This is a genomic window from Litchfieldia salsa (assembly GCF_900104555.1).
Lineage (GTDB): Bacteria > Bacillota > Bacilli > Bacillales > Bacillaceae_L > Litchfieldia > Litchfieldia salsa.
In genome coordinates this window covers 59,778-86,325 of the sequence record NZ_FNJU01000012.1, presented here as the reverse complement: position 1 = coordinate 86,325, position 26,548 = coordinate 59,778, and the positions used below count along the sequence as shown (strand labels likewise).

23 protein-coding genes are annotated in these 26,548 nt (G+C 36.5%); 4 read left to right on the top strand and 19 right to left on the bottom strand.

The features are described 5' to 3' along the window. Positions 1-19: 19 nt before the first annotated feature. The 5 genes from BLQ56_RS18800 to fabL all read right to left on the bottom strand — a co-directional run bounded on the left by BLQ56_RS18800 (position 20) and on the right by fabL (position 4,370). Entirely contained in the window at positions 20-1,741 is a 1,722-nt protein-coding gene (locus BLQ56_RS18800; RefSeq protein WP_175490383.1) for an ABC transporter ATP-binding protein, read from the bottom strand. A gap of 180 nt (positions 1,742-1,921) precedes the next feature. Continuing rightward, positions 1,922-2,452: a nucleoside tri-diphosphate phosphatase gene (ntdP, locus tag BLQ56_RS18795; RefSeq protein WP_090858078.1), complete on the bottom strand. Its 531-nt coding sequence runs from the start codon at positions 2,450-2,452 to the stop codon at positions 1,922-1,924. Positions 2,453-2,672: 220 nt separating this feature from the next. Continuing rightward, positions 2,673-2,927: a YgaB family protein gene (locus BLQ56_RS18790; RefSeq protein ID WP_090858075.1), complete on the bottom strand. Its 255-nt coding sequence runs from the start codon at positions 2,925-2,927 to the stop codon at positions 2,673-2,675. A 401-nt stretch (positions 2,928-3,328) separates the two neighbouring features. Beyond that, positions 3,329-3,520, bottom strand: a complete 192-nt coding sequence (locus tag BLQ56_RS18785; RefSeq protein WP_090858072.1) for a gamma-type small acid-soluble spore protein — start codon at positions 3,518-3,520, stop codon at positions 3,329-3,331. A gap of 100 nt (positions 3,521-3,620) precedes the next feature. Next, the gene (gene fabL, locus BLQ56_RS18780) at positions 3,621-4,370 is read right to left on the bottom strand and encodes an enoyl-[acyl-carrier-protein] reductase FabL (protein WP_090858069.1); all 750 of its coding nucleotides are present in this window, start codon (positions 4,368-4,370) and stop codon (positions 3,621-3,623) included. Between the two features lie 108 nt (positions 4,371-4,478). On the opposite strand from fabL, the gene BLQ56_RS18775 reads away from it, so the two are divergent. After that, the gene (locus tag BLQ56_RS18775) at positions 4,479-4,703 is read left to right on the top strand and encodes a hypothetical protein (RefSeq protein ID WP_090858065.1); all 225 of its coding nucleotides are present in this window, start codon (positions 4,479-4,481) and stop codon (positions 4,701-4,703) included. A gap of 198 nt (positions 4,704-4,901) precedes the next feature. On the opposite strand, the gene mutY is transcribed toward BLQ56_RS18775, so the two are convergent. Beyond that, positions 4,902-5,999 (bottom strand): A/G-specific adenine glycosylase, encoded by a 1,098-nt coding sequence (gene mutY, locus BLQ56_RS18770; RefSeq protein WP_175490382.1) that lies wholly within the window; start codon positions 5,997-5,999, stop codon positions 4,902-4,904. Between the two features lie 48 nt (positions 6,000-6,047). Continuing rightward, the gene (locus BLQ56_RS18765) at positions 6,048-6,356 is read right to left on the bottom strand and encodes a hypothetical protein (protein WP_090858059.1); all 309 of its coding nucleotides are present in this window, start codon (positions 6,354-6,356) and stop codon (positions 6,048-6,050) included. A 76-nt stretch (positions 6,357-6,432) separates the two neighbouring features. Between BLQ56_RS18765 and BLQ56_RS18760 the strand changes: the two genes are divergently transcribed. Then, positions 6,433-7,413: a metal-dependent hydrolase gene (locus BLQ56_RS18760; RefSeq protein WP_090858055.1), complete on the top strand. Its 981-nt coding sequence runs from the start codon at positions 6,433-6,435 to the stop codon at positions 7,411-7,413. Positions 7,414-7,640: 227 nt separating this feature from the next. Here the strand turns inward: BLQ56_RS18760 and BLQ56_RS18755 are convergent, their stop codons facing one another. Beyond that, the gene (locus BLQ56_RS18755) at positions 7,641-7,886 is read right to left on the bottom strand and encodes a YfhJ family protein (protein ID WP_090858051.1); all 246 of its coding nucleotides are present in this window, start codon (positions 7,884-7,886) and stop codon (positions 7,641-7,643) included. Positions 7,887-8,030: 144 nt separating this feature from the next. Here BLQ56_RS18755 and BLQ56_RS18750 point away from each other — a divergent pair, with 144 nt between their 5' ends. After that, positions 8,031-8,189 carry a small, acid-soluble spore protein K gene (locus BLQ56_RS18750; RefSeq protein WP_090858046.1) on the top strand — a complete coding sequence of 53 codons (159 nt, stop codon included), beginning with the start codon at positions 8,031-8,033 and terminating at the stop codon, positions 8,187-8,189. A gap of 28 nt (positions 8,190-8,217) precedes the next feature. Here BLQ56_RS18750 and BLQ56_RS18745 read toward each other — a convergent pair whose 3' ends face one another. The 3 genes from BLQ56_RS18745 to BLQ56_RS18735 form a co-directional block, all read right to left on the bottom strand. Further along, positions 8,218-8,538 carry a YfhH family protein gene (locus tag BLQ56_RS18745; RefSeq protein ID WP_090858043.1) on the bottom strand — a complete coding sequence of 107 codons (321 nt, stop codon included), beginning with the start codon at positions 8,536-8,538 and terminating at the stop codon, positions 8,218-8,220. A 114-nt stretch (positions 8,539-8,652) separates the two neighbouring features. Then, positions 8,653-9,465: a recombination regulator RecX gene (gene recX, locus BLQ56_RS18740; protein WP_090858041.1), complete on the bottom strand. Its 813-nt coding sequence runs from the start codon at positions 9,463-9,465 to the stop codon at positions 8,653-8,655. Between the two features lie 464 nt (positions 9,466-9,929). After that, entirely contained in the window at positions 9,930-10,118 is a 189-nt protein-coding gene (locus BLQ56_RS18735; protein WP_090858038.1) for an aspartyl-phosphate phosphatase Spo0E family protein, read from the bottom strand. A 219-nt stretch (positions 10,119-10,337) separates the two neighbouring features. Between BLQ56_RS18735 and BLQ56_RS18730 the strand changes: the two genes are divergently transcribed. Continuing rightward, positions 10,338-10,964: a spore coat protein gene (locus BLQ56_RS18730; protein ID WP_090858035.1), complete on the top strand. Its 627-nt coding sequence runs from the start codon at positions 10,338-10,340 to the stop codon at positions 10,962-10,964. Between the two features lie 94 nt (positions 10,965-11,058). Here BLQ56_RS18730 and BLQ56_RS18725 read toward each other — a convergent pair whose 3' ends face one another. The 8 genes from BLQ56_RS18725 to BLQ56_RS18690 all read right to left on the bottom strand — a co-directional run bounded on the left by BLQ56_RS18725 (position 11,059) and on the right by BLQ56_RS18690 (position 26,428). Next, on the bottom strand, positions 11,059-11,880 hold the full coding sequence (locus BLQ56_RS18725) for a methyl-accepting chemotaxis protein (protein WP_175490381.1): 822 nt from the start codon (positions 11,878-11,880) through the stop codon (positions 11,059-11,061). A gap of 98 nt (positions 11,881-11,978) precedes the next feature. Beyond that, entirely contained in the window at positions 11,979-12,470 is a 492-nt protein-coding gene (locus BLQ56_RS18720; RefSeq protein WP_238457319.1) for a hypothetical protein, read from the bottom strand. 176 nt (positions 12,471-12,646) lie between these two features. After that, positions 12,647-14,101 (bottom strand): family 43 glycosylhydrolase, encoded by a 1,455-nt coding sequence (locus BLQ56_RS18715; RefSeq protein WP_090858023.1) that lies wholly within the window; start codon positions 14,099-14,101, stop codon positions 12,647-12,649. A gap of 53 nt (positions 14,102-14,154) precedes the next feature. Further along, a complete protein-coding gene (locus BLQ56_RS18710; protein WP_090858020.1) occupies positions 14,155-15,939 on the bottom strand; it encodes a methyl-accepting chemotaxis protein in 1,785 nt (594 codons plus the stop codon). A gap of 319 nt (positions 15,940-16,258) precedes the next feature. Next, the gene (locus BLQ56_RS18705) at positions 16,259-18,205 is read right to left on the bottom strand and encodes an oxidoreductase (protein ID WP_090858017.1); all 1,947 of its coding nucleotides are present in this window, start codon (positions 18,203-18,205) and stop codon (positions 16,259-16,261) included. Between the two features lie 259 nt (positions 18,206-18,464). Next, on the bottom strand, positions 18,465-20,810 hold the full coding sequence (locus tag BLQ56_RS18700) for a beta-glucosidase (protein ID WP_090858014.1): 2,346 nt from the start codon (positions 20,808-20,810) through the stop codon (positions 18,465-18,467). Next, on the bottom strand, positions 20,811-23,579 hold the full coding sequence (locus BLQ56_RS18695; RefSeq protein ID WP_090858011.1) for a glycoside hydrolase family 3 protein: 2,769 nt from the start codon (positions 23,577-23,579) through the stop codon (positions 20,811-20,813). Between the two features lie 341 nt (positions 23,580-23,920). After that, positions 23,921-26,428 carry a GH39 family glycosyl hydrolase gene (locus BLQ56_RS18690; RefSeq protein WP_090858008.1) on the bottom strand — a complete coding sequence of 836 codons (2,508 nt, stop codon included), beginning with the start codon at positions 26,426-26,428 and terminating at the stop codon, positions 23,921-23,923. Between the last annotated feature and the right edge of the window lie 120 nt (positions 26,429-26,548).

Here is a 26,548-nt window from a genome sequence, read left to right as displayed (position 1 = left end):
AGTAGGAGTTTTTCATTGTCTATTCTAACTGTTGCACTTGAAACAGTTCGAAATAATGACCTTTTTTCTTCATTAACTCTTCATGTGAGCCAACTTCAATAATCTTTCCGTGCTCAATCATCACAATTCTGTTTGCATGTGTAATGGTTGACAGTCGGTGGGCTACGATAAAGGTTGTTCGGTTTTGTGCTAGCTTTTCTAATGCAATCTGAATCACATGCTCACTTTCTAAATCAAGCGCTGATGTGGCCTCATCTAATACGAGAAGCGGCGGGTTCTTCAAGAATACACGTGCGATTGCAATTCTTTGTTTTTGACCACCTGATAGCTTTACTCCACGTTCTCCTACCTCAGTATCATAGCCTTTTGGAAGTTGCATGATAAATTCATGTGCATTTGCCGCAACCGCAGCAGCAATTACCTCTTCCTCTGTCGCATCAGGCTTACCTATTAAGATATTCGCTTTAATAGACTCACTAAATAAAAATGGGTCCTGTAGAACCATACCAATTTTATCTCTCAGACTCCGAGATTTAAAATTTCTTATATCAATTCCATCGATCAGGATTCTCCCACTCGTTACATCGTAAAAGCGCGGAATCAGACTAACTAAACTTGACTTCCCACCACCACTCATTCCAACTAGTGCAATGGTTTCACCCTTTGTCACATGAAGATGAATATCTCGTAACACTTCTTGGTCATCATCGTTATACTTGAATGAAATATGATCGAAAGTTACATTTCCTTCGATATTTGAACAATCAATCGCATCTTTTTTATCTTTAATATCATATTTTTCATCGACAAACTCGAATACACGGTCCATAGAAGCAAGTGCCTGTGTCATGGTTGTCGAAGAATTAACCAATCTTCGTAACGGATTATATAATCGATCAATAAATGCAATGAAGGCAACCATTGTTCCAACAGTTAAATCGCCTTGAATCACTTTTAGGCCTGCATATCCTATAACTAGCAGTGGCGCAACATCTGTAATGGTATTAACTACCGCAAACGTTTTTGCATTCCAACTAGTATGATCTAAGGCTTTTGAAAGGAAATTACTATTTGTTTGATTAAACTTTTTTTGCTCTTCATCTTCAATTGCAAAACTCCTAATCACAGGAATCCCCTGCACTCTTTCATGTAAAAAGCCTTGCACTTCAGCCAATGCTTGTGAACGATCTCTTGTTAATTTTCGTAAACGAGCATAAAAAAACTTCACCGAAAATCCATAAAACGGGAAAAGTAGAATTGAAACAATGGTCAGAGGAACATCCATTGAAAACATAAAACCTAGTACGATGAAGATAGTAATAATATCAAGCCAAAGGTTCATCAAACCTGTTATAACAAAAGTCTTTGTTTGTTCAACATCATTTATAACTCTAGATATAATTTCACCGGCTCTTGTGTTTGCATAATATTTCAGACTTAATTTCTGAATATGTGTGTATAATTGATCACGGATATCATATAAAATCTTGGTACCAACCCATTGGGCATAATACTGTCGGTAATACTCAATAGGTGGGCGCAATACGATAAAAATAAACAGCATAATACCCATAACCGTCATTAATTTTGTTACTTTATCGTCGGGTGACATTGCTCCGTTAATGATATCATCCACTACATATTTTAATAACAATGGGATTAATAAGGGAATTCCAAATTTAAAGATACCAATTATAATGGTTCCAATAATTTGTAGCCTATATGGCTTAACAAATATCATATAACGCTTGATACTATCCAGAATAAAACCTCCTGTCTTAGCTGTCTCAACTTATTTTCCCTTAAATTAATCATGAATAAACCTGTTGTACTTTAACAACAGGTCATTGTTTAAAGATTGTTATACGGTTAATCATTGAATAAGTATTTTCCCCATTTACCTTAGCTAGCTTATTCAAATCTACTGACGATATGTTAAATATCTTTCATACCAAATATCGATAAAATCTGGTGCAAAGGGACCTTTTCGTTGACGAATCCAGCGAATAAGCTTGTCCACATTCTCTTTTAAAATATGATCAATGACTTCAGGGTATTTCATTTCAACTCGATGACGATCATATTCATCTTCATCTAATAAAATAAACGTCATATCCGGAAATACTTTGATATCTAAATCATAGTCAATATACTTTACCGCTTCATTGTCCCAAATAAAAGGTGAGCTTATGTTACAGTAGTAATAGACTCCATCCTCACGAATCATTGCAATAATATTAAACCAATTACGAGAATGAAAATAGCAGATTGCAGGTTCTCTTGTAATCCATGTTCTACCGTCGGATTCTGTAACAACAGTCCGGTCATTTCCACCAATAACTAATCCTTGTGTCCCCTTTAAAACGGTCGTTTCTTCCCACACTCGGTGTATTTTACCATTATGTTTGTAGCTATGTATTTGGACTCTATCTCCTTCCATGGGAACACCCATGTTCTCTCCCCTACTTTCTATTTGGACGCTTTGCTGCTAATTACTTTAGTAAACAAAGATTGACCCATTTTCTACTATTATAACGGTTCAACACATAATTTAAAACAAAAGAGCCATCAGTTTTATGATGACTCTTAAAGATTGCAGAATTTATCAAGTATAATAACCTTTATTAAGTAATCATTAATGTTAATAAAACTAGCCTGAAGTTAATGGTTTTTTATGCAATAGGTTGCACTTTACTTTGGTATGATTTTACAACCTCTTCCGTCTGCTTTTCAAACATTCGATGAATTTTCTGCAATTCCATCTTCATTTGGACTATTTCTTCTTGAATTGATACAAGCTCTGTTTGCTTTTGTAACGATTGAAGTTCAACTTCTAGCTGTTGACATCTTTCTATTTCTGACTGTATGAATAGAAGCTTATCCATTGTTTTTAATTGCTCACCAACAAGTTCCTCAAAGTGATTCATAGACGTTCTCCTTCCAATACCATTAAATATGCTATGTAGACTATTTCTAGATAGTAAATAAATATCCTTTGACTTTATCTGTTGACTTATAAGAAGTTTTGTCGAGTTAAAGTATTTTGAAAAAGACTCTTTTCGCAAACTTTGTTGCATTTGACTAGGTTAGGTTGATTTGCACTCCAGGTATGTGCTTTCCGCGGGGCAGGTGATGAGCCTCTTTTATCTTATGGTCTCATGGGATATCCTGCGCATCCCGCAGGAGTCACATAACTTCCGTTCCAATCAACGGGCTCTACAAAATAAGTCTAGAAACAACAATCTTTTAGAAAAGAGCCTTAAAAGAGCCTTTGAAGAAAAACATTAAAAAGACACTCCCAATCGAATGAAGGGAGTGTCGGTCTTTATTATGAGTTTTGACCTTTGTTTTGTTCTGCTTGTTGGTTTTGACGTCTAACTTCTTGTACATTTGTTTCACTAGCGAATTCTGTTCCGAATTGACCAGCTCCACCTTGCCCACCTTGTGCAGAGTTAGCGTTTTGTTGTCTTACTTGTTGTACGTTAGTACCAACTTGTGTTTTGTTAGTTCTGTTTGCCATTGTTAATCACCTCCACGAAAATTAATTTGTCCAAGAGGTGATTTTCTTATCCAAAAAAAATGAAAAGTTTTTTTTGAATAAATTTATGAATTTTGATCCTTTACATCAATAAAGATCTGCCGCCATCTACAATGATTGTTTGTCCCCTGATCATTGATGCATGATCAGAAACTAAGAACATAACAGCATTTACTAAGTCCTCTGGTTCAACAATCCTTCCTGCTGGGGTTTGTTTCTTCGCGTCCTCTAACAGTTCTTCCCTGTTTGGAAAATGCTTAAGTGCATCAGTATCGACTGCACCTCCAGACACCGCATTAACACTAATATTCTTAGAAGCAAGCTCGACTGCTAAATATCTTGTTAAGGCTTCGACAGCAGCTTTAGATACTCCAACAGTTGTATAGTTCTCAAGATAGCGAATTGAGCCCAATGAACTTAAACTTACGATGGTTCCCCCGTTGTTTTTTTCCATTCTCTTCGCAGCTTCTTGAGCACAGAACAATAATGCCTTGCTATTAATGTCCATTGTCCAGTCCCAGTGAGATTCCTCTAGCTCCATAGCCGGTCTAAGTACACCTGAAGCAGCATTGTTAATAAATACATCTAAGCGTCCAAATGCTTGGTCAATTTCATTAAATAATTCTTTAATTTTATCAATTTTACCTACATTTGCTTTTACCACTAACGCTCTTCTGCCTAGCGCTTCAATTTCAGCCGCTGTTTCTAATGCAGCACCTTTACTTCTTGCGTAATTTACAACGATATCATAGCCATTCTCTGCAAGTCTCAGGGCTATCGCTTTTCCAATCCCCCTGCTACTACCTGTTACTAACGCGACTTTGTTTGTCATTTATGTACAACTCCCTTTTTTTTATCTATATTTGATATATTTTCATGTAATAGACATGCTTATTGTATCAGAAACTACATAGGAGATAGAACTAAGGAGGAAAAAAGAATGTATGTTGGTCGAGATATGACAGAGCTATCAATGATTTCGAAAACTGAATGGGAAAATTCTGAGCTAGCCTTTTTTCATCATTCTTTACAGCAAATGGTTCCTTATTTAAATGTCGAAGGTCAATCAATCCATCGTTCTATCATAGAGGAGATTGAAGCCAGAGGTGGAATGAAGCGAAATGAAGCAGACTACACTCACGGCACAAGAGTTACTTATGATTGACTAAAGAAAAGCGTAAGCGCCTTGTTCAACCCCGACAGGCATAAGGCGAATCACGCAGGAAATCTTGATTTCTGAAGTGATTTGACTTATGACCCTGAGGGGCTAGACGCTGGAGCTAGACACTAAAACTGAGTACGATGCTTTTTATCTTCTAACAATAATACAAAACTTCCCTTGTTATTAAAGGGAAGCTCTTCTCTATTGAGCCAAGAACGCTTTTAAAATATTCTGATGTGATACAGGAAATGCTAACTCTGATAGTGACGCTAAGTCTAAAATTTTCAAATCTTCCAACTCGGTAATTTCTTCTGTTAGCGTCCCTTTGTAAACAGTAATATTCCAGACCAAATGCGAAAAAACATGTTCAATGGTAGTAAAGGGAGCCTCAATCTCAACCTTCAAATTAAAATCAGTTTTGAGATATTGCTGCAACGTTTCTTTAGGTGATTGATATTCTAGCTGTGTTTCCACATTTGGAAACTCCCACATATTTGCTAGCAACCCTTTATTTTGTCTTTTATGAACGATCAATCTGCCAGCTTCATCTTGGATAACTACAGCTGCCATTGTTACCGATCTAGGGGCTTTCTTCTTACTTTTTACCGGAAGCTCAGCTTGTACACCTTCTTCAAAGGCCTTACAGTGTTCACGAACTGGACAAAGTAAGCATGATGGACTTGTTGGCGTACAAATTAATGCGCCAAGCTCCATAAGTCCTTGGTTAAAATACGAGGGGTTCTCTTTTGATATAACCTCTCTTATTATTTCCTCAAATAATATTCTTGTTTTAGGTTTAGCGATGTCCTCCCAAACCGAGAAGATCCTAGAAAAAACTCTCATCACATTTCCATCAACTGCAGGCTCTGGGATCCCGTAGGCAATGCTTAATATTGCTCCTGTTGTATAAGGACCTACCCCTTTTAGCTTTGAGATGTTTTCTACCGTATTTGGAACGACCCCACCGTAACTTTCATTTACTTCTTTAACTGCTGAGTGAAGATTTCGAACTCTTGAATAGTAGCCAAGACCTTCCCATGCCTTAAGAACATCTTCTTCTTTTGCCATCGCGAGCGATTCAATTGTTGGAAATTTTTCCATAAAGCGCTTAAAATATGGGATAACAGTATCTACTCTTGTTTGTTGAAGCATGATTTCTGATACCCATACCCTATAAGGGTCACTGTCTTCTCTCCAAGGAAGGCTTCTCATCTCAGCTTCAAACCAACTCAATAAATCTTGCTGAAATGACTCCTTGTTAAAATGACCTAGGTTATAATTACCAACATTTTTTGCCATGTTTATTCCCCCAAGATGTTAAACTTTTATGAAAGTGGGAATATATATTTAAGAGCACTTTTTTAACGCCCAAAAAGATATGTTTTGGATACCACCCTCAAGACATTGATTAAGCTCACTAAATGTAATACGTTCATTTGATACTCTTAACCGTTTAAGAGCATAGTAGTGTGATTCAGTTGGTAGTTCAAATTTCTCAATATAAACATTATTTTCTCGTGAGGAAACAAACCACTGAACCTTCTTGGCACCAAATTCGGTTAAAAGGTCTAGTACATTTTCCATTATCATTTCATAACGATAAGTATCTGTTGATTTTACTTTGTATTCAATATGAACAGAAACATTATTAATCATCCACATTCACCCTTTTCATCTTTATATCTCTTTTTTTATATAGATGCTCTCTTACAGTTTTAAGGAGGTTTATTTATTGGATACTGGAACACATGTCGTTATGGGATTAGCTTTAGGAGGTATTGCTACATTAGACCCTATCGTAGCAACTGACCCCATAACTGCACAAAGTATAGTCGTAGCAACCTTAGTTGGTTCACAGGCTCCAGACTTAGATACAATTCTAAAATTAAGAAACAACGCAAAATATATAAGAAACCATCGTGGAATAACTCATTCAATTCCAGCTGTCTTACTTTGGCCGATTCTTATTTCAGCAAGTATTTATTTCTTTGTACCTGAAATAAATTTACTCCACCTATGGATTTGGACATTTATTGCTGTAATCCTGCATGTATTTGTCGACATTTTCAACGCATATGGGACACAAGCACTTCGACCATTTTCGAATAAATGGATTGCTTTAGGTGTGATTAACACCTTTGACCCTTTTATATTTTTCATGCATATTGTTGGAATCATTATATGGAGTTATGGTGCACACCCTGGTTACACCTTTGTCCTTATATACTCGATTCTTGTCGTCTATTACCTGCTCCGCTTCCATGCCCGGCGAAAAGTGTCAAATCATATTCTTGAAAAAATTCCTGATGCAAAGGAAATTATTATTTCGCCAACTTTTCGTTTTCACCACTGGCATATTGCTGTGACAACCGATCAGTATTTCTATGTGGCGAGATCAAAGGATCATGAGATTATTATTCAAGATAAGTTTGAAAAGTGTCCGATTCCTAATACACCGGTTATTGAAGCAGCCCAAAAAGATGAAAACATCTCAGCGTTTCTTTCTTTTTCTCCTGTCTATCGGTGGGAAGTGGATGAGTTTGCCGATCACTATGAAGTACGATTTATCGACTTACGTTACCGAAGTAAAGGATACTATCCGTTTGTTGCAATTGTTCAACTTGATCAAGATTTAAATATTATTAGTTCCTATACAGGATGGATATTTAGTGAAGAAAAGCTGCGAAGAAAACTTGAGCTTCTACCAAGTTGATGTCTATAGGCTGTCCCTGAAATCTCTTTTGGGGCAGCCTCTTTTTTAGATAAAAACAGTGGAACAGTATATACTAGCAGGCTGAATACACGTAGACTCCTGCGGGACCAGTGGCCAAAGTGAGACCCCGCAGGAGCGCTAGCGACGAGGAGGCTCACTGGTCACCCGCCGGACGCGGAGTGTATTCAGCCTGCAGCTTTAATTCGATACTAAAACAGCTATTTAGATTAATGTAATAGGTCTTTGTACTTTGGATTTTTCGCTACAAAGTCGTGAAGCCTTGAACCGTAATTCTCAATCATTTGCCTTACTACCTTTTCTGTTAACTCTTCTCCTTTGTATTCATGTCCTGCTTTTGCATAAGTTGTTTCAAAATCATCCCAAAGTAATTCCACCCAAACCCTCGCTTTTTCATAAGAGAGCTGCGGATTTTTTTCCATTAATAAAACAATCAATCCTTCATTCTTTTCCATTATTAAAGAACACCTCTTTCCAATATTTCACGCTAAAATCCTTCATAACAAACGAAAAATGAGTCATACTATTATTACGTGTTTGAAAAGAGGAATGCTTTTCTTACACGACTATTTCCGCTACTTTAGGAGGTCATTATTCGAATGAGAAATAAAGATCGAGGTTTCCCAAATCAAAACAGTCAAAAATTTGAAGGTGAACCAAGAGCTAAAGCTGAATATGCCTCGAAAAGAGCAAATGGTACGATTAACACTCACCCACAAGAACGAATGAGAGCTTCTGGGGAGCGTCACGATTTTTAAAATGCGTAATGAGCTGACGATTTTCTCGTCAGCTTCTTTTTTTTAACAAGGAAATCGGAAGTGCTTCTTCTTTTTCAGGACTTCCTATTCTGCTTCCCCAAGCAAAGATTCCATTCATATAATCAATCTTAAATTGACTACCTGGGTCTTCGACTATTTCATATACTTCTCCTGGCAAAAATAAATCTGGACTAAGTAAATAAGCTTTAGCCATCACTATTTTCCTTTCAAGAACAGCAAGTTCATTCACGATTCCTAGCTGTTCGGCTTTTCTCGCTTTTTCAGCTAAAACAGCAATCTCATGATTAAGTTCATATTCATTCATTTGACTATAACGCTTTTCTTGCATAGAACCCTCTCCAATATCTATTTTATTTAGTATAGTAGATTTACTTCAAAAATGAAAAAAATGAGATTAAAACAAGAAATATCTTTCAGGTAAATCAGTCATATTCTGGAATATTTACTCTTCCTTAATACTATCTAAATATCGTTCAATCTGGCCTAAATTAAAGCCTTTCCGATAGAGGGCTTGTTTCACTTTTTGTTCAAAAATATATCCTTCAAATTTTTGATACTTTTTTATTGCTTTTTCTCCTTGATGCTTTAGAGCGTCCCATTCATCCTCCTCACTAAGAGAGTCCTCAGACTCTGCTAATGCTGCTTCAATGATGTTCCACGGAAATCCTTTTCTTCGTAGTGCAGTTTCAATCTTCTGCCTTTGTTCCATTGAAGAAACCTTACTACTTTTATTGTGTAATTTCTCCACCAAATTCTTCGCAGTCGCTAATTGCTGTTCTTCTTTAAATTCCTCTAAGCTTTCACCAATAAGGTGGTTTACTATTCCTTTTTCATTTAGTTCTCTTTTAATAACTTCTGGTCCTTTTTGAGTCGTATTCATTTGGGTACGAACATATGCAATAGCAAAGTCCCTATCGTTTATGTAATTGTACTCTCCAAGCTTATGTAGAATCTCTTGTATAATTGGACCATCTACTTCTTTTTTCTTCAAATAATCAACTACTTCTTTTTCTGATCTCATTCTATGGGACAAGTAATGTACTGCTGTATTTATACCTTTTTTCACCTCGTCATCAAACTGAATTTCACTGAGATCTAGATCATCCAGTTCAAGACCCTTTTGTAGTTGAAATTTAATAAGGACATTTTGGTCAACACTAAACGCATATTCTTCCTTCCCATTTCCATGATCAAGAAAAATGTTAAAGCGTTCTTTATTTTTCTTTTGTGTGGTAATCCTTTTAATAACAGCCATGGTCATCACCTCTATTTGCACAAAATGTTTATTGAATATGAATTGAATTTGTATTAGTTCTAGTAAAAATAAAGTAAACTATACTATAAACCTATATCCATCAATTATATATGATTTTGATTCATTTTTTTAGGAAAACATACATAAGGAGGAGTTGGATGTATATTGCAATTGCTGGTGGCACTGGTTTTGTTGGATCTGCACTAACTAAAGCCTAGGGGTTTCAAATATAGATGGACGTTTCACCATTATATCAATTTTGGGTAATTATAAACTGATTATTAAAACAGAATCAGCTGAAGAAGGACCTCTTAAGTATGTAAATCTGGTAAAAAATTAAGATTGTTCTCTAGATGATACAAAGATTTACAGTTGATAGAGGATATGTGTGACTCCTGTGGGACCTCAGGAAGGATGAGACCCACAGGCACGGTAAGGATTGGTGCCAGGCACCTTCCTTTGTACTAAGTTATGCTACAGTACCTTTGATAATCTATTATTAGGGTATCTAAGGTTTGACTTAAATATAATGTATAAGGATGATTTAAACCAAGACTCACTCCTACCTCAACTAGATCCATCCTCAACAATTCTATTTCTAAAAGGAATGCTCTCTCATTTATTAACATGCTTGTTGAAATAGAATGGCTCATATAGATACTCCTTCTTAAGATAATAATCGTAGTGGAATATCTTCATTTTACTCTTCTTATTCTTTTACTTGTGTGATTAATATTACATGTCTTATAAAAAATATGCCAAAAAAATTGGTGCCTGGCACCAGTTTCAATATATTTTTCTAGTAGTATATTTAGATTTAACTTTGAACATTATAAAAGAGTTCTTATAAACAATATGGAGGGTAAAAGAAAATGAAATTAGCCGCACATGAATTACATGATTTAAATGAACTAACGTTGAGCTGTGTAAACTCAATAACTAACATGGGGTATATGCTTCATCATGTACAGGACCCAGAGTTCAAACAGATTCTCGAACGACACTTCCCACTTCATGTTAGAGACTACAATATGAAGGTGGAATTTTTAAATCAAATGGAGGGAGCTAAAAAAGAACTTCCATTGTTAAGTGAAAACAGACAAGTTACTAATGAAACTCTGCAAATGGTTCCTCCTGCTCCTCCTATTCAACCTAGAACAATGGTAGAAAATATGAATGATCGTGAAATGGCTACAGGTTACCTTTTAACGTTGAAAAGAGCTGGCCGTGAATATGCATGGGCAGCAATGGAGATGTCTAATCCTGAAATTCGTTCTTTTTGTCAAACAGCATTTATGATGAGTTGTTCACATGCCTATGATATGTGGCAATATATGGCGTCTAAGGGCTATTATCCAGTTGAAAACGCAAACCCAGCAGACATTTCAAAAATTGGTGCCATGTATCAGGTTGTTCCTGAAAACACAGATCAAATTCAGAACTATATGGCAAACCACCAAAATCCTACAGTAGGTAATAGCGGTCAGCTTTATCAATAACAAAACAAATAAGAAGATGGAAGCAAGATTGAATCTCATATAGATTCTCTGGCACCCTTCTTCTTTTTTATATTGTATTAGTTATCTGTCTTTTTTAAAGTTGGTTTGCTAATTCCTCAAGTGATTTTGATAATTGCTCAATTTCTTGTACAAACGAAGCAAGTTGCTGCATAGCAGCCGCCTGTTCATGACCTACATTAGATATTTGAGAAATAGATTCTCCCATTTGATTTGTCATCTTTTGTATTAATCCAGTAATCTCACTCACTTTTTGAGTAGATGATTCTGTCTCTCCAGATAGTTTTCTAATTTCTTTAGCCACTACATTGAAGCCCCTGCCACTTTCCCCACTTCGAGCAGCCTCAATTGAAGCATTTATACCAAGGATATTGGTCATCGAGGCAATATTTTTAATGAGTGCAAGTACGGTATCCGTTTCCTTTACCTTTTCTTCTGCTTGACTAGATTGGGTAAGGAGGTCTTGTGAAAGTGAAACTAATGAATTCGAAGCACTTGTAACGGTAGAAATTTGTGTGTTAACGAGGGTTAAAGATCTATATATCTCTTTCGTAATCGCTCTTAACTCACTTTGTCTCCGAATCTGAATCGCTATTCCTCCTATGACTCGGTTCTTTTCACCAAGAATCGGGACAGCTGTTCCAGTGAATTCAAACCCATAGAAATGTTCAGGTACCTGTGCCTTTAAACTTTTATTTTGAGCAATTGCTAAGGATAGAGGCTCCTCTGGATTCAATTTTTGACCAACCTTAATATTCAAATCAATATTTTCACCTGGAAAATATGCAATGAACTTTTCAGTATCACAAATTGCCACTGACAAATCTGCTGGAACCGCTGATTTTAGGAGCGGAATCATTTTAATTATATCTTTCAAGCCTTGAGCTTCATTGGACATTTTCTTATATCCTCCCATTAGTTCCATTTACTTATATTATCGGATAAGGAGTGTAAAAGTATAGGAAGAAAACATTATAATTGAAAAAAGCAGCAAACTTAGTTTGTTCGCTGCTTAACTGATTCATGCTTGAAAATGAGCTTGAATATCGGGAAGAATACCCAAAATGAAATTGTGCTGTTTATACTCATTGTTATAACATCAGCCGTTGTCTCCCCAAACGCTCCCATTTCCCAAGTATTTATTAACAGGTTATAAATAGGATCTTTGTAAAAAACCTGGGTCGCAGCTGCACCTAATGTTATGATAATATAAGCAATTACATACCAAAATGCAGCTCTCCAAACATTGCTAGTTGATTTAAACGTAATATTTCTTTGCGCAAAAAAATTAATAATTTGTGCTATTGCAATAGTAATTTGGATTGAAAGAAAATAAGCAAGCCCTCCTCCCCCACCTGAAGAAAGAGCACCTGCTGCATAATCAAAGATATAGTAGGTTCTTTCCCCAACGTGAGATCCAATCGGTAAAGCTTGAAAGTTAGTAGTGACTAATGACGTTTGCGCAAAAATACTCTTAAAGACTGGCATTAGGAACAGTTGTAATACAGTTACTCCTTTGCTGAGTAGATAAAATAGTATAAACTGTGCTAGATGAGGATGTTGTTTCTTATAATCATTCCATTTGTTTAATGCTATTAAAACGAATCTATCTTTTTTTATTTTTTCGATATTCTTTCATCTCTTCTCTATCAGGACAGAATGGATCACCTTAAAACAAAGGACATAAAATCCAATTTCCCTGATCCCTCATATGTGAAATAAAGAGCTTGTCTACCATTTTCCATGTTCACCATTGTACGATAATCCGTAAAATTTCTACTAGGTTCAATTTTTATTTTTGCAATTGGTTCTGAATTTAAGGAGGTGGAAACTAGTATAGTTCCAGATGCATTCCCACGGACATTTATAGCCACTTCCTTTAAATCTTCTATCATAAAGTATTTATATCCTGCCGTTGCTCCATCTCTCATATTAGCAATATATTGATTTGGATTGTTTTCTCTATCTCTTCCACTCTGGGTGAAGTAAGGATGGGCCTTAAACGTTATATTTCCAAAATACACACCATACCTGCCTGCGCCTCCTTTTGACGTGAGGTGACATGCAATACGAGCCTCATACTCTCCTTTACCTCTTAAAGGTCCATTGTTTAAACCACAACTGGTCATCTCTACCTGAGAAATCGAGCCATCTTCTTTGATCTCAATTGGTTCCGCAAGACCTTGTCTTGAATAATGATGCCTATTCGTTTGTCTATGATGAAATACATACCATTGATTTTCTACTTCAACGATACTACCGTGATTGTTCCCGATGTAATTATAAGCAGCTTCATCTAAACTCTCGCCATTTACAAATAGGTCGCCATTACTTACAAGAGTTCCTCCATATATAAATTCACCGGTAGGGCTCTTACTTGTTGCATAACAAAGTTCATGTCCGTTGATAGAAGAATAGATAAAGTAATATGTATCTATTATTCTTCTTATAGAACTGGCCTCGAAAAACTCATGTCCTTCAAACCCAGTACCTTTTGCATTGCCCACTTTTTCAAAAATAAGCTTTGGTTCACCAACGACCGTTTTCATGTCTTTTTCAAGTTCGATTACATATCCACCTTTACATGTACGCTTCTTCAACCCAGTAAGAATCGAAGGTACACCTCTCTTTGGTGCAAAGCCTGAATAAAGATAAACCCTGCCATCATCATCAACTAGAACTCCCGGATCAAACAAGATCGGGTCACCACTCTGATCCCATAAAACACTACCATCTGAGCGACTTACATAACCATAGAATTCATAATTCCCAGCTGGCGTATCACATACGGCGATTGACATGACACTGCTAAACCCAGCTGTATAATATAAATAATATCTACCATCAGTACCTCTAGCTACATCAGGAGCAAACATTTGCAATAATCCTAATCGATTCTTCGGATCTTGTTTCTTCTTATAAATTACCCCTTCATATCTCCAGTCACTGAGGTCATGAACAGGTGCGGACCAACAAACATAATCGTTCATACAAAATAGCTGTCCATTGAACCTGTCATGAGAACCATATACATATAACCGATCACCAAACACATAAGGTTCTCCATCCGGAATATATTCATAACTTGGTAGATATGGATTAAAAGCTTGTTTTTTCATAACTTAAGCACCCTCCTCTCTTTTCTTGTATTTAGTAGAAGATATATATCTTTTTATAAAATCTCTATCATTAATCTGTTTTCTTCTTCCATATCTTCTTCCACTTTTTTAAATTTGTTCACCTGGTTATTAAGATCATTAACAATTTCTCTATTCTGGTTTGCTTCATTTGCTATAACAGTAATAGCGTCCAGTAAGTTGGTTGTATTGTCACTTGAATGAATGACTACATTGACACTTTCTTCAACCGCCAATGTTATTTCTTGAATTCCAACAGCCATATTGGTTGATATTCTTTTTAAATCGCCAGATCTAGTACTAAAACGAACGAGCATTTGGTTGATTGTATCTACATCCTGTTTGTAAGTATGTGCCACTTCTACAAACTCTTCATAATCAGTCAATACTTTTTCAGTTATATAAGACAAAATCTCGTTTGCATTACTAACAAGATGCTCTACCGATTGCGTCACTACTTTGCTGATGTTTTGAATATCGTTAGCCGTTTCCTTTGTGTTCTCTGCGAGTTTTCTGATTTCGTCTGCTACAACTGCAAAACCTTTTCCAGCTTCCCCTGCTCTTGCCGCTTCAATGGAAGCATTAAGTGCTAGCAAGTTTGTTTGAGTTGAAATCTGTAGGATATCTGTAGTCAGTTCATTGATTTTCTCCACAGATCGGCTATTCTCAATAGATGTAGCCATCTTCTTCTTAATATCCTGTATGATCTTCTCCGTTTGCTCCTTGCTCTGATGTGAATGTGTACGAACTATATCCGCCCGTTCAACAATACTTCCAACATGCTCTGAATTTGATTTCGCATCTTCTGCAATAATATTTGCAGCGGAAAGGACATCCTGAGCTCCGAAATCAATATTCTGTATAGTACTACTGATTTCTTGCATCCCTGCCGACAATTCATTCAAGCTAGCTGAAATATTGGAAGTAGCATCTTTACTTCCCATAATGTTACTTCCAATGTTTTCCGTTGACTTAAAAATTATTCGAGAACCAGATTTGATAGAAATCATGGTATGCTGCAAAGTCTCTAAAAATCGATTGATGCCTTTTACCATCTGTCCCACTTCATCTTCAGAATGACTCTCTATTCGTGCTGTTAAATCACCTTCATTATTTTCTAACTTCTGAATAATATCACCAAGACTTTTGTTTGCTTTTTTAAGTGGTGCAATAATCGTCTTCATCGAGATCCAAAAAGCTATAGCAACAGATAAAATAAAGATGACTGCCATTCCCCAAATAATCATAGTCGATCTGGCGACTCTTGAATTTATAAGCTCAACTTCATGGTCGATACTATCATTTAAAACTGTTTGAAAACCACTCTCTGTTTTAATCATAGAGTCAGATAAGGTTTGAAATGCTTCATAGCCCTCAGTTGCAGACGCCGTATCCCCTTGTTTAATGAATTCTACGATTAAGGAAGCTTGTTGGAGATAGGCTTCCATATCCTTCATGTAAGGCTTATATGCGTTGCTAAGAGCACTGTTCATTGCTTTTTCAGAAAACTCATTAGATATGTTAGCGATTTCATTCATGCTAATAGTAGACTTTTCAACACTACTTAGAATTGTTTCTGACACTGCTTCCTTGCTATCATTGTCATTCAATAAATATGCTTGAATAGACAATTCAATTTGCCCCACTTCTTTTGCTAATTTCACCTGCTCAGCTTCAAGATTAACAAAAGACTCAGAAATTAAATTTGCTGATAATTGAACCTGTGAATTAGTAATTCCACTTAGGATTGTGTTCAAAGTGAATAAAAATGTTAAAAAAATTAAAATAAATAAAATCCGATTTGCTATCGATTTTCGCAAAATAGTCAACTCCTATGTTTAATACAATAAGTATAGTAGCCTTGCATTCTAACTGTCCATCAACTAAAAGTTGTTACCCCTTACATTTTTGATACTAAATAAAGAAATCTTTCTTTTATGATAAGGTTCACCTTAAGAAATGGCTCATATTCTATCAACCGTTACAATCTGGTCATTTCTTTGCTGCAGGGGTAAAATAATTTTTTACCAAAAGAAAGGTGTTGTTTATAACATAAAAAAAAGCAGTCCAATTATTGTGCTAATTGGACTGCTTTTTGGTTTTTAAACCGAACCCACTACCTTAGTAATCTCATTCTTTTTAACTGTTCACAAGTGATTCAAGAACATATGCCGTTTCAAATCCGCCTTTCGTAGCATCCGCTAGAGAGGTATGACCCGCTGCATCTCCAATTATAAAAACATTATCCATCTCTTTACTTAATCGATCCCCTAATGGGTTATACGCTTGTACCCCCATAGCAATGACAACATGGTCAATCGCCATTTTAACTTTCTCTTCCGATTCCTTCTTTTCCAAAAAAATCTCATTCATTGTTATTGTACTTACTTTATGCTCTGTAATGATTTGAATATTTTCTTTTTTCAACTTCTCAAGCAGCCTTACTCTCGTTTCAGGGCTTATTTTACGGCCTGATTTAGTAGGTAATTCAATCAAAGTCACTTCATTTCCTTCTTCAGCAAGTCTCCTACAAGTACTGTGGCAAACCATCCCACTTCCCAATACAACAATCTTCTTGTCATAGAATGCATTGCTTTGAAGTTTAATATCCCGATAGCTACATACATTCGGAAGATCATAGCCTTCTATGTTTGGAACAAGTGGCACTCCTCCTGTTGCTAGTAAAACAGCATATGGTTCATAGGATTTTATCAATTCAACAGAAGCCTCATGATTAAGGCGGATATCTACCTTTAATCGATCCATCTCATGACAAAGGTAATCTACGTATCTTTTCATTTTCTTCTTATACACAGGATCTGTAACAAGGTTAAGCTGCCCACCAAGAGTGTCCTTTTTCTCAAATAAGATGACATGATACCCTTTAATCGTTAGTACTCTTGCTGCCTCCAGTCCACCAGGTCCACCACCGATAATTAATACAGGGCGCTTTTCATCAACTTGGGTCATTTCTGTAAATTCAAGTTCCCTTCCTGCCCTAACATTAATTGAGCACTCCACATGTCCTTTTGAATACATGCAATGCAAGCAGGAAATACACATTCTAATCTCTTTTTCACGTCCATCAGAAACCTTCCGAACCCATTCAGGATCTGCAAGATGGCCCCGTCCAATCGCTACAAAGTCTGCTTTTCCCTCCGCTAAAATGGATTCTACAAATTGAGGATCACGTATATTACCAACTGTAATGACTGGGATGTTTACTTCTTTCTTTATCTCTTCGGCTAGGTAAACTCTCCAGCCTTCCTCGACTAACGGGGATTCAATTACTTTATCCATCGTATTATAGTTTCCTGCACTAGCATGTAGGCCATCTATGCCTAATTTTTCCAAATAGACGCTAATCTCTCGACTTAATGTAATATCCGTTCCACCCTTTTCAAATTCATCCACGCTAAGTCGAACAGTCACCGGGAAATCATGTCCGCACAGTTGTTTAATTCCAACAATGATTTCTTCTAGGAACCTAATTCTATTCTTAAAACTACCACCATACTCATCAGAACGTAAATTTGTATTTGGACTTAGAAACTGATTAATTAAGTATCCATGCGCCCCATGTAATTCAACACCATCAATGCCTGCCATTTTACATCGATATGCCCCTGCAATAAACTTATTAATGATTTCCTTGATCTCTTCAATTGTTAATTCTCTCGGTTCTTCACCGATTACTTCACAAGTAACTGGGCTTGGTGCAACAATTTGTTTCCCACCAGTCAGCATCGAATTTGATTCTCTGCCTGCATGATGAAGTTGAACAAAAATCTTTGCTCCATATTTATGGATTGTATTCGCTAGCCGTTTGATCCCAGGTATAAAGCGATCATCATCAATCCTTAATTGATTAACCGCGCCTCTTCCCAATTCATAATCGATTGAAGTAAATTCAGTAATGATTAAACCAGTTCCCCCCATCGCTCTTTCTTCATAATAACGTATGAGTTGATCTGTAACCTCACCACTTGGGCCTGCGAGATTTGTACTCATAGCAGGCATTACAATTCTATTATTTAATGTTAAAGTCCCTACTTTACCTTTACTAAGCATATGTTGATAGTTCATCTTCTAATTCCCTCCACTTCATAATGCTCACAGTTTCACAATAAAAGCCCTAACTCTAATTAAAACACAAATGAATTTTAGATTATTTGTCGTTTTTGTGATAAAAAAAGCCGAGCACCCCCGGACACCAGTTGAGAAGATTTCTCCAAGTGTCCGGCAGTGCTAGGCAAGATTTCTTTTTTAGTTAAAACATCAAGTTCTGCTTATTCTAATCACATTGCATTTCGAAAATACATTTCTTTTAAAGATAAGCTCAACTCTACCAAAGATTAATCAATTTCAACAACCGATCAATCATCTTTTCACTTACTTTCCCTTGAGAAAACCTTGGAATTTGGCGGAATGGCATATTCATGACAAACATTACATTATTCGCCTGCAATGGTTTGCCCATTACATGTAAGACTTTTTTTGTTAGTAAAACAACTAAATAGAGAGCTTTTCCAAACCCCTTTTTATATCGTCCTTGAGCAATTGTATCATTATATCCAAGCTTTCCCTTACGATCCCACAATGGATTCGGTGGAGTGTATCCTAATAGTTGATGAAATTCTGTATCAGTAATTTGATGAACATCTCCCTGATAATAATGCTTGAGCACTTCTTGATCATATTGATGTGGGGCATCATCACCTTGCAACTCTAACGTTTCAGTCAATCGAATGTCCTCTATTGAGCTACCAACCTGAATCTCATACAAACCACTTTCCACTGACCATCCATTGATGAATGAATTGTAATATGCGAACGCATGGTCATCTAATTCTATTTTTACTTCTTTGGATTCACTTGGTTCTAGATGTACTTTTGAAAAACCTTTTAGTTCCTTGTTAGCACGGAACACACTTGAATTGGTCGACTTAATATACACCTGAGAAATTTCTTCTCCAGCAAGCATTCCGACATTTTTGACCTTAAATGAAATTGACTGTTCAGTAACCTCTAAATCGCTATATTCAAATTGGGTATATGATAAACCATGTCCAAAAGGAAAAAGGACTGGAACATGTTTCGTGTCAAAATAACGATATCCAATGAATATACTTTCTCTGTGCTCTGCTGTTGCCTCTAGTCCTGGATAATATGGGGCTGATGAAACATCCTCGTATTTTATTGGATATGTTTCTGCAAGCTTCCCACTTGGATTATAATCACCAATTAGAATATCACGAACAGCAGAAGCTCCCCCCTGTCCACCGAGATAACCATGTAAAATGGACTTAACATCGTTCACAAAAGGCATTTCGATCACGGAACCACCCGATAACACAACAACAATATTATCATGGACTTTTGATAGCTCATTAACCAACTCTAACTGATTACCTCTTAACCTCATATCCTGACGATCGACACCTTCAGCCTCACTGCCTTCATCAAGTCCAAGGAATAATAGAACAACATCTGCCTGCCTAGCTAATCTCAACGCACTATTTTTTAATGATTCATTTTTACCACCAAAACGATTAAATCCTTGTTCATAACCAACAATCTTTAATTCCGTTTCAGCTAACAAATCCCATGCATTATCTACTTTTGTCGGATTAATCAAAGAGCTTCCCGCACCCTGATATCGTGGAGCTTTGGCAAAATCACCGATAACGGCAACCCGTTGGCCTTGTCTCAATGGAAGAAGACTCTCATCGTTTTTCAACAGAACCATTGATCTTTTTGCTGCATCAATTGCTTTTTTATGGTGCTCTTCATAATCAACCTTTTCTGTATTCCTTAAAGCCTCTTTTGTATCAAAAACTAATGTAAGCATGCGCTCCACTGCTTCATCCAGAACGTCTTCACTAAGCTTTCCAGTCTTGATTGCATCGACGATTTCTTTGTCGGTAATTCCACCAGCAGACGGCATTTCGAGTTGATTTCCTGCCTTAAGCCCCTCAACTCGATCATTGTTCCCTCCCCAGTCGGTCACGACAACCCCTTGGTAATCCCATTCACCATACAAAATATCTTGCATAAGATGCTTATTTTCATTAGCGAATTCACCATTTACCTTGTTGTAGGAGGACATCACCGTTTTCGGCTGACCTTCCTCCACAGCATATCGGAATCCCTCCAGATAAACCTCACGTAAAGCACGTTCATCCACAACTTCATCAATCGTCATCCGCATATGTTCCTGGCTATTAACTGCGTAATGCTTTGGACAAGCTGAGATTCCGTGAGACTGAATCCCTTTAACCATATTGGCTGCTAGCTTTCCACTTAAATATGGATCCTCTGAAAAATACTCAAAGTTCCGTCCACAAAGAGGATTCCTCTTAATATTTAAGCCCGGCCCAAGTAGCACACTAACTTGCTCACTTGCCGCTTCTTTTCCTAAATACGTTCCTACTTCATTGAGCAATTCTAAATCCCAGCTGTTTGCTAACGTTGCAGCAGGCGGGAAGCAGGTTGCCGGAATACTTTTATTCAGACCTAAATGATCGGCCTTTCCACCTTGCTTACGTAAACCATGTGGTCCATCCGTAAGCATGATAGAAGGAATACCAAGCCGATCAATCGGCTTCGTATTCCAGAAGTTGTCCCCAGACATCAAAGACGCTTTTTCCTCTAGTGTCATTTTACTTATTAATTCTTTGTAGTTAGTCATTTATTCCACCTTATTCGTTTGCAGTATATAGTAACTAATATTGTGGACAGCATTTCTAAGTCCAAGAAGCGTACCAGCTTCATCTTCTATTAAATATTCTTGTAGTTCTTTTTCAAATCCATTAGGCTGACTAAAGTTAATCGGGAATGCCAGCATCAAATCATTACCAGCTGAAATTGCTTGGTGTGTATTAAAATGATGTCCTTGAGGCCCAATACCTGCATCTGTAATAACAAAGCCTTCAAATCCCCACTCTTCCCTTAGTAAGTCGGTAAGCAACTCGCGGCTACCACCAGCCCAAGTTGTGCCAATTCGATTAAACGCAGACATTGCACCATAAGGGTTTCCTTCTTTAACAGCTATCTCAAATGGCTCAAAATAGATTTCTCTTAACGCTTGTTCAGTAGCCCATACATATAGTCCGTTAGCAGCACGATTCGTTTCTTGATCATTCGCAGCAAAGTGTTTAAATACCGCGACTGTTCCAGTGCTTTGCAAGCCTCTCGTATAAGCGGCAGACATTTTACCTGAGATATAAGGGTCCTCAGAATAGTATTCAAAGTTTCTTCCACCCAAAGGTGAACGGTGCATATTCATTGATGGTGCATATACAGCATTTACATCATATGCCACTGCCTCTTGTCCCATCGCTACACCCATTTCTTCAATTAACATGTCATTCCATGTACTTGCTGCATTAACTCCTACTGGAAATGCTACTGATGCCCAACTATCAAAGAAGGCACGAATACTTGCTGGACCATCATACATCGTCGTTTCTGGTACTCCAAGTCGTTTTACAGGCTCAGTCCAATAACCACCATCACCTACAAGCTTTATCATCTCATCTGCAGTAAATTGATCAAGGAATTTCTCCCAAAGTGGATCATTATAATCCAACCCTTTTAAATCCTCTAACTTGACACCATTGTCTGCGTCAGTAGTTGGTGCTTCCTGAGTGGATGGCTCCACTTTGTATTCAGCAGTCTCTACCACTTCTTCTGGAATAAGATACTCTTGTTCAGATGGTGCTGTTGGGAATGTTTCTTTAGGATTTGATCTAGATAAGTAGATTAAATCTCCATCTGCATCTTCAAATAGATTCTCAATTTCCGTACCAGTTACTTCATCTATTTTTGTCACAATCGTTTCTTCAACAGTATAAGGGAACTGTTCAACAATGTCGCGAATATGTCGCGCTACTTTAATTTGATACTCTCCTGCTTCTAATACCCAAGCTTCTTCTTTTTCCTGATCATAAGAAGACATTTCATTTGTTGCAAAGTTTACTTTCACAACCTCTGACTCATTGGGAGCCAATTCCTTTGTTTTCACATATCCACCAAGTTCAATACTTGATTTCTCAATACCGCCTTGCGTAAATGGAGCAGTAAAGTAAACTTGTACAACATCCTTCGCTGTAAATTCACCAGTATTAGTTACCTCTACATCTACCGAAATCTGATTTTCATTAAAGTTTGTTCCAACTACTTTCCAATCAAAATCTGTATACGATAGGCCATAACCAAATGGGAACTGAACCGTTTCGCTATATTCTTCTTCGTTTAAAAACGTTTCATAATATCGATACCCAACATAAATTCCTTCTAGGTTGTTCGTGAAATAACGTCCTGTCGCTTCCCCGTTTTGGTCTACATATTCAAAATTACCAGTATTAATAACAGCAGGGTTACTTTCGACATTATAAGCATAGGTATCTACTAACTTACCAGATGGTGTTACTTCACCAGTTAAAACCTTTGAAATCGCATGGGTACCATATTGTCCTGGTGCACCTACCCACATTACACCATCAATATTCTCATACTCGTCGATAAAACCTAATTCAAATGCATTCACCGTATTTACTAATAAAATAATGTGGTTAAAATTTTGATCTAGAATATCCAATGTATCTCGTTCTTCTTGGTTCAATCTTACATCTTCTACTGATAAATCAATCGCCTCAGAACCTGTTCTGGAAATAACATATAAAGCTGTATCTGAATATTCAACTGCTTCTTTTACAACTTTGTCTGAAAGCTCCTTGGCTGGCATTTCCTTTGTTGATTGTGGGATAAATCCAATCACGTTCGGAAATAACTTTTGAATAAGTGTCTTATCTGGCTTTTGAAATTTCTCTGTGCTCGCTTCATCTCCATAGATAAAGTTGCTGTAAAGATTATAAAGTGTTGGATTGTATTCAATCTTTTGTTGATCAAACGCAAGGTATAGGTCATCAACAGTTGAGCTGTCTATTGCTCCAGCTCCACCACCACCGAACACAGGCTTAGCAGCTCCGGCACCAAACACATTAATTTTTGTTTCTTGAAGCGGTAGGATATCGTTTTCATTTTTCAAAAGTACAATACTTTCTGCCATCACCTGCTCGGCAACATCTTTAGAAAATTCAGCCGCTTCTGCTTGCTGAGCATTCATTGATGCTGTTCTACTCACATAAAAAGTAGTATAGGAGCCGACTATAAGAAGGACAATTGCAGCCCATGTTCCTAATACGTAAGGACGTCTTCTAATCTTCTTATATTTTTTGAATCCTTTTTTCTTTGCTTTTCGTTCTTTCTTGTCTTCGGTTTCTTTAATCTCTTGCTTCCAGGCTTCTATCTTTCTCTTGTCCTCTAGCTTTAAGTCTTTCTTTTCCTCTTTGGAAAGATTCTTCCTTTCTTTCTTCGCCAAACTTAATTGCTTGGACTTCTCCTTGGCTTCTTCTTTGTAAGTCTTTACTAGTTGTCTATATTTAGACTTTGCCATATCAATCACACTTCCTCTTACCTATATTTGTTTGTTTCTTAAAATAAGTGAAAACGATACCATATAATTGCGTACCTATTGACTAGGTAAATATAATATATACCGCTTTCACACAAACATCATTCCAATATAGGAGAAATGATGTTCCGATAATTGACCTCTTTTAAATTAAAATTGGAAAATAACCCCATTAAAATAATAGATTTATTGTGTGTATATTACGATTTTTGACAAACTGATAGGAAGATGAGTGACAATTCAATATAAAAAAGTCACTCGCTCCTCTAGCAAGTGACTTTTTATCCTAGTTATTTATTTCCCTAACTTTTATTTCTAAGTAATTAGTATCGCTTTTTAAGTTCAATAAACTGAATTTCATGCGGTTGTAGCTCTGTAGTCAGAGTATACTCCTGTTTAACAGTTATATCCTCTATATGAATCCCCGGCTCTGCTCTTCCCTTTAGATAACGTATTGTTTCATCATCTAGTTCACTCGGGGCTCCAATATCTATCCATGCGTCAAAAGAAGAACCTTTCTCCCGATTCACATACTGCTTTTTCATACGATAGTTTCCAGAAATCCCGTTTAAGACGATGTTAAATCCAGTCACTTCTTCTTTTTCAAATACAGTATAACGACTTGTTGCAGACAACTGTGAATAATCAAATGTGCGATATAACCAATTAGGATGGCTGTAATTAAAAAGTAGGATTTGATAGTCTGCTCCTCTTTTGGTTACAATCATATCTTTCCTTTTTAGAATCAACTCATCTCCTAATTTGTTTAAAAAAGAGTATCCATGGTACCCAGCCTTTTTAATCCCGTTATATGTCATCAGACCAAATCCTCCATGAAACAGAGGCATTTGCTGTTGAAATTCTTCGAATAAATCAGTGAAAGTCCAATATCCCAATCCATTTACTTTTTCGAAGTTTTCTACTGAATTTTTTACGATTAAGGCAGCCATGTAACAAGTGTCATGGAGTAAATCTTTACTATCACTATTTGCATTCCATTCTGTTATCCAAATTTCCTTAGAAACATTAAACAACCCTTTGCTCTTGTTGACGCCTAAGTCAATATTTTTAGAAAGGTTATGTTCATCACCTATCATGATGATGTTTCTAAATTGCATAACACTTTCAATTGGTTGGTTAGATACAATTCCATCATGTTCGATTTCCACATTAGGCTTTCTTGCAAGATTGTATACATGAAAAGAAAAGAAGTCTAACGCGACCCCTTCTATCGCTGCTAGTGCATTAAAATCATCGATCCAAGGTTGATAATTAGTTAAATTAATGCTACTAAATCCCCCAACTTTTATTTCTGTATCAATCACTTTGATCGATTTATACGTTTCCGCATAGAGGGATATGAATTCTTTTCTTGTACCACTCCAGAAAAATTCAACTTCAGGTTCATTCCAAAATTCAAAATACCAAGTTCTTACTTCATCGATCCCATAACGATTGATTAAGTGTCTAATAAAAGCATTGATTAACTCTTTCCACCGCTCCATACATTTCGGCGGTGAAACATGTGCATCCCATAAGAAAATTTTTTGATCTGTTGATGCTAATTGCTTTGGCATAAATCCAATCTCAATAAATGGTTTTATATTCTCTTCAAGTAAATTCTCAAGCAACACATCAACGTTATTAAAATTAAAATAGTAAGATCCGTCACTGCCCTCATTGTAAACAAGCAATTGATCTGCAAATATTCCATGAAACCGAATGTACTTAAATCCAATTTCCTTTTGTATCTGATGAAGTTGATTTTTAAAATCACTCCTTAACGCAAGCGGTGCATAACCAAATGTTAATAAATTTGTAAACGTGTGCGCTATCTTTCTCAAAGGTTGAGTAAGATCTACGGTAAGCGTTTGTGTTTCAATTCTCATTACTTCTTGATGGGTACGCTCTCGATCTAGATGCTTAAACAGATTGGCAAGTGACTCCCTGCTATTTAAACTTAAATAATCCTTAGACATGTTATTTTCAATTTCAATCTTAAAGCTTTCTCGATATTCACTTGGCGTCATTCCTAAAACATCTTTGAATACCCTGTAATAAGCCTTACTATCAGGAAACCCATATTTTAATGCAACTTCCGTTACCGTATCATCTGTGGTTTGAAGTGCTATCAAAGACTTGTTCAAACGCATACTATCTAATTTCTTTTTTAGAGGTATTCCGACTTTCATTTTAAAATATCTTGATAAATATTGAGAGTTCAATGAAAATTCATCCGCAATATCCTGTAATCCCAAATCCGATTTCATGTAATGATTATTCATGTACTTGAGAATTTCTAGTAATCTTTGGTCATTATCTATTTGCCTATTGTTCTCTTTTGCTGGTATTTCAAAATGCTCAATAAGAATAACGATGAGTTCCAACAACCACATTTTTACTTTAAGCTGATAAAGATTCTTCTTATTAATCACCAAGTCCATCATATTTGCTAGGACATGTCTAATCTCATTCATCACCTCAACCGAGACCTTTTCACTTTCTCTTGAATATAAAAAGAATCGTTTCTGCTCGGTATCAATGTTATGTTTTTTTAAATAACGATGATCAATTTGAAGTGCCAAAATATGTGTTTTTCCAAAGTCTGTTCGAGAGTTAATAAAGTGCAATTCACTACCATTAATCAAGAAAATGTCTCCGACTTCTAATTCATAGCTTTCCTTGCCTACCCTTATTTCAAGTCTACCTTCAAGAACAAATAAAATCTCCATATCCTCATGCCAATGATAAGGAAATCGTTCAACCGTATGAGTAAACACATTGACTGGTATATCTGTTTTATAATCAATTTGCTCGTATTGGTAGTCCATACTTTCTAAGCCTCTTCCTGTGAAATAGTAAATCTACTCTAGCATAAAAGAAATTCGGTTACAATTTGGGGCGACTAAGAAAAGCACAAAGCGCCGCTTATCGGCGACAGGCATAAGACG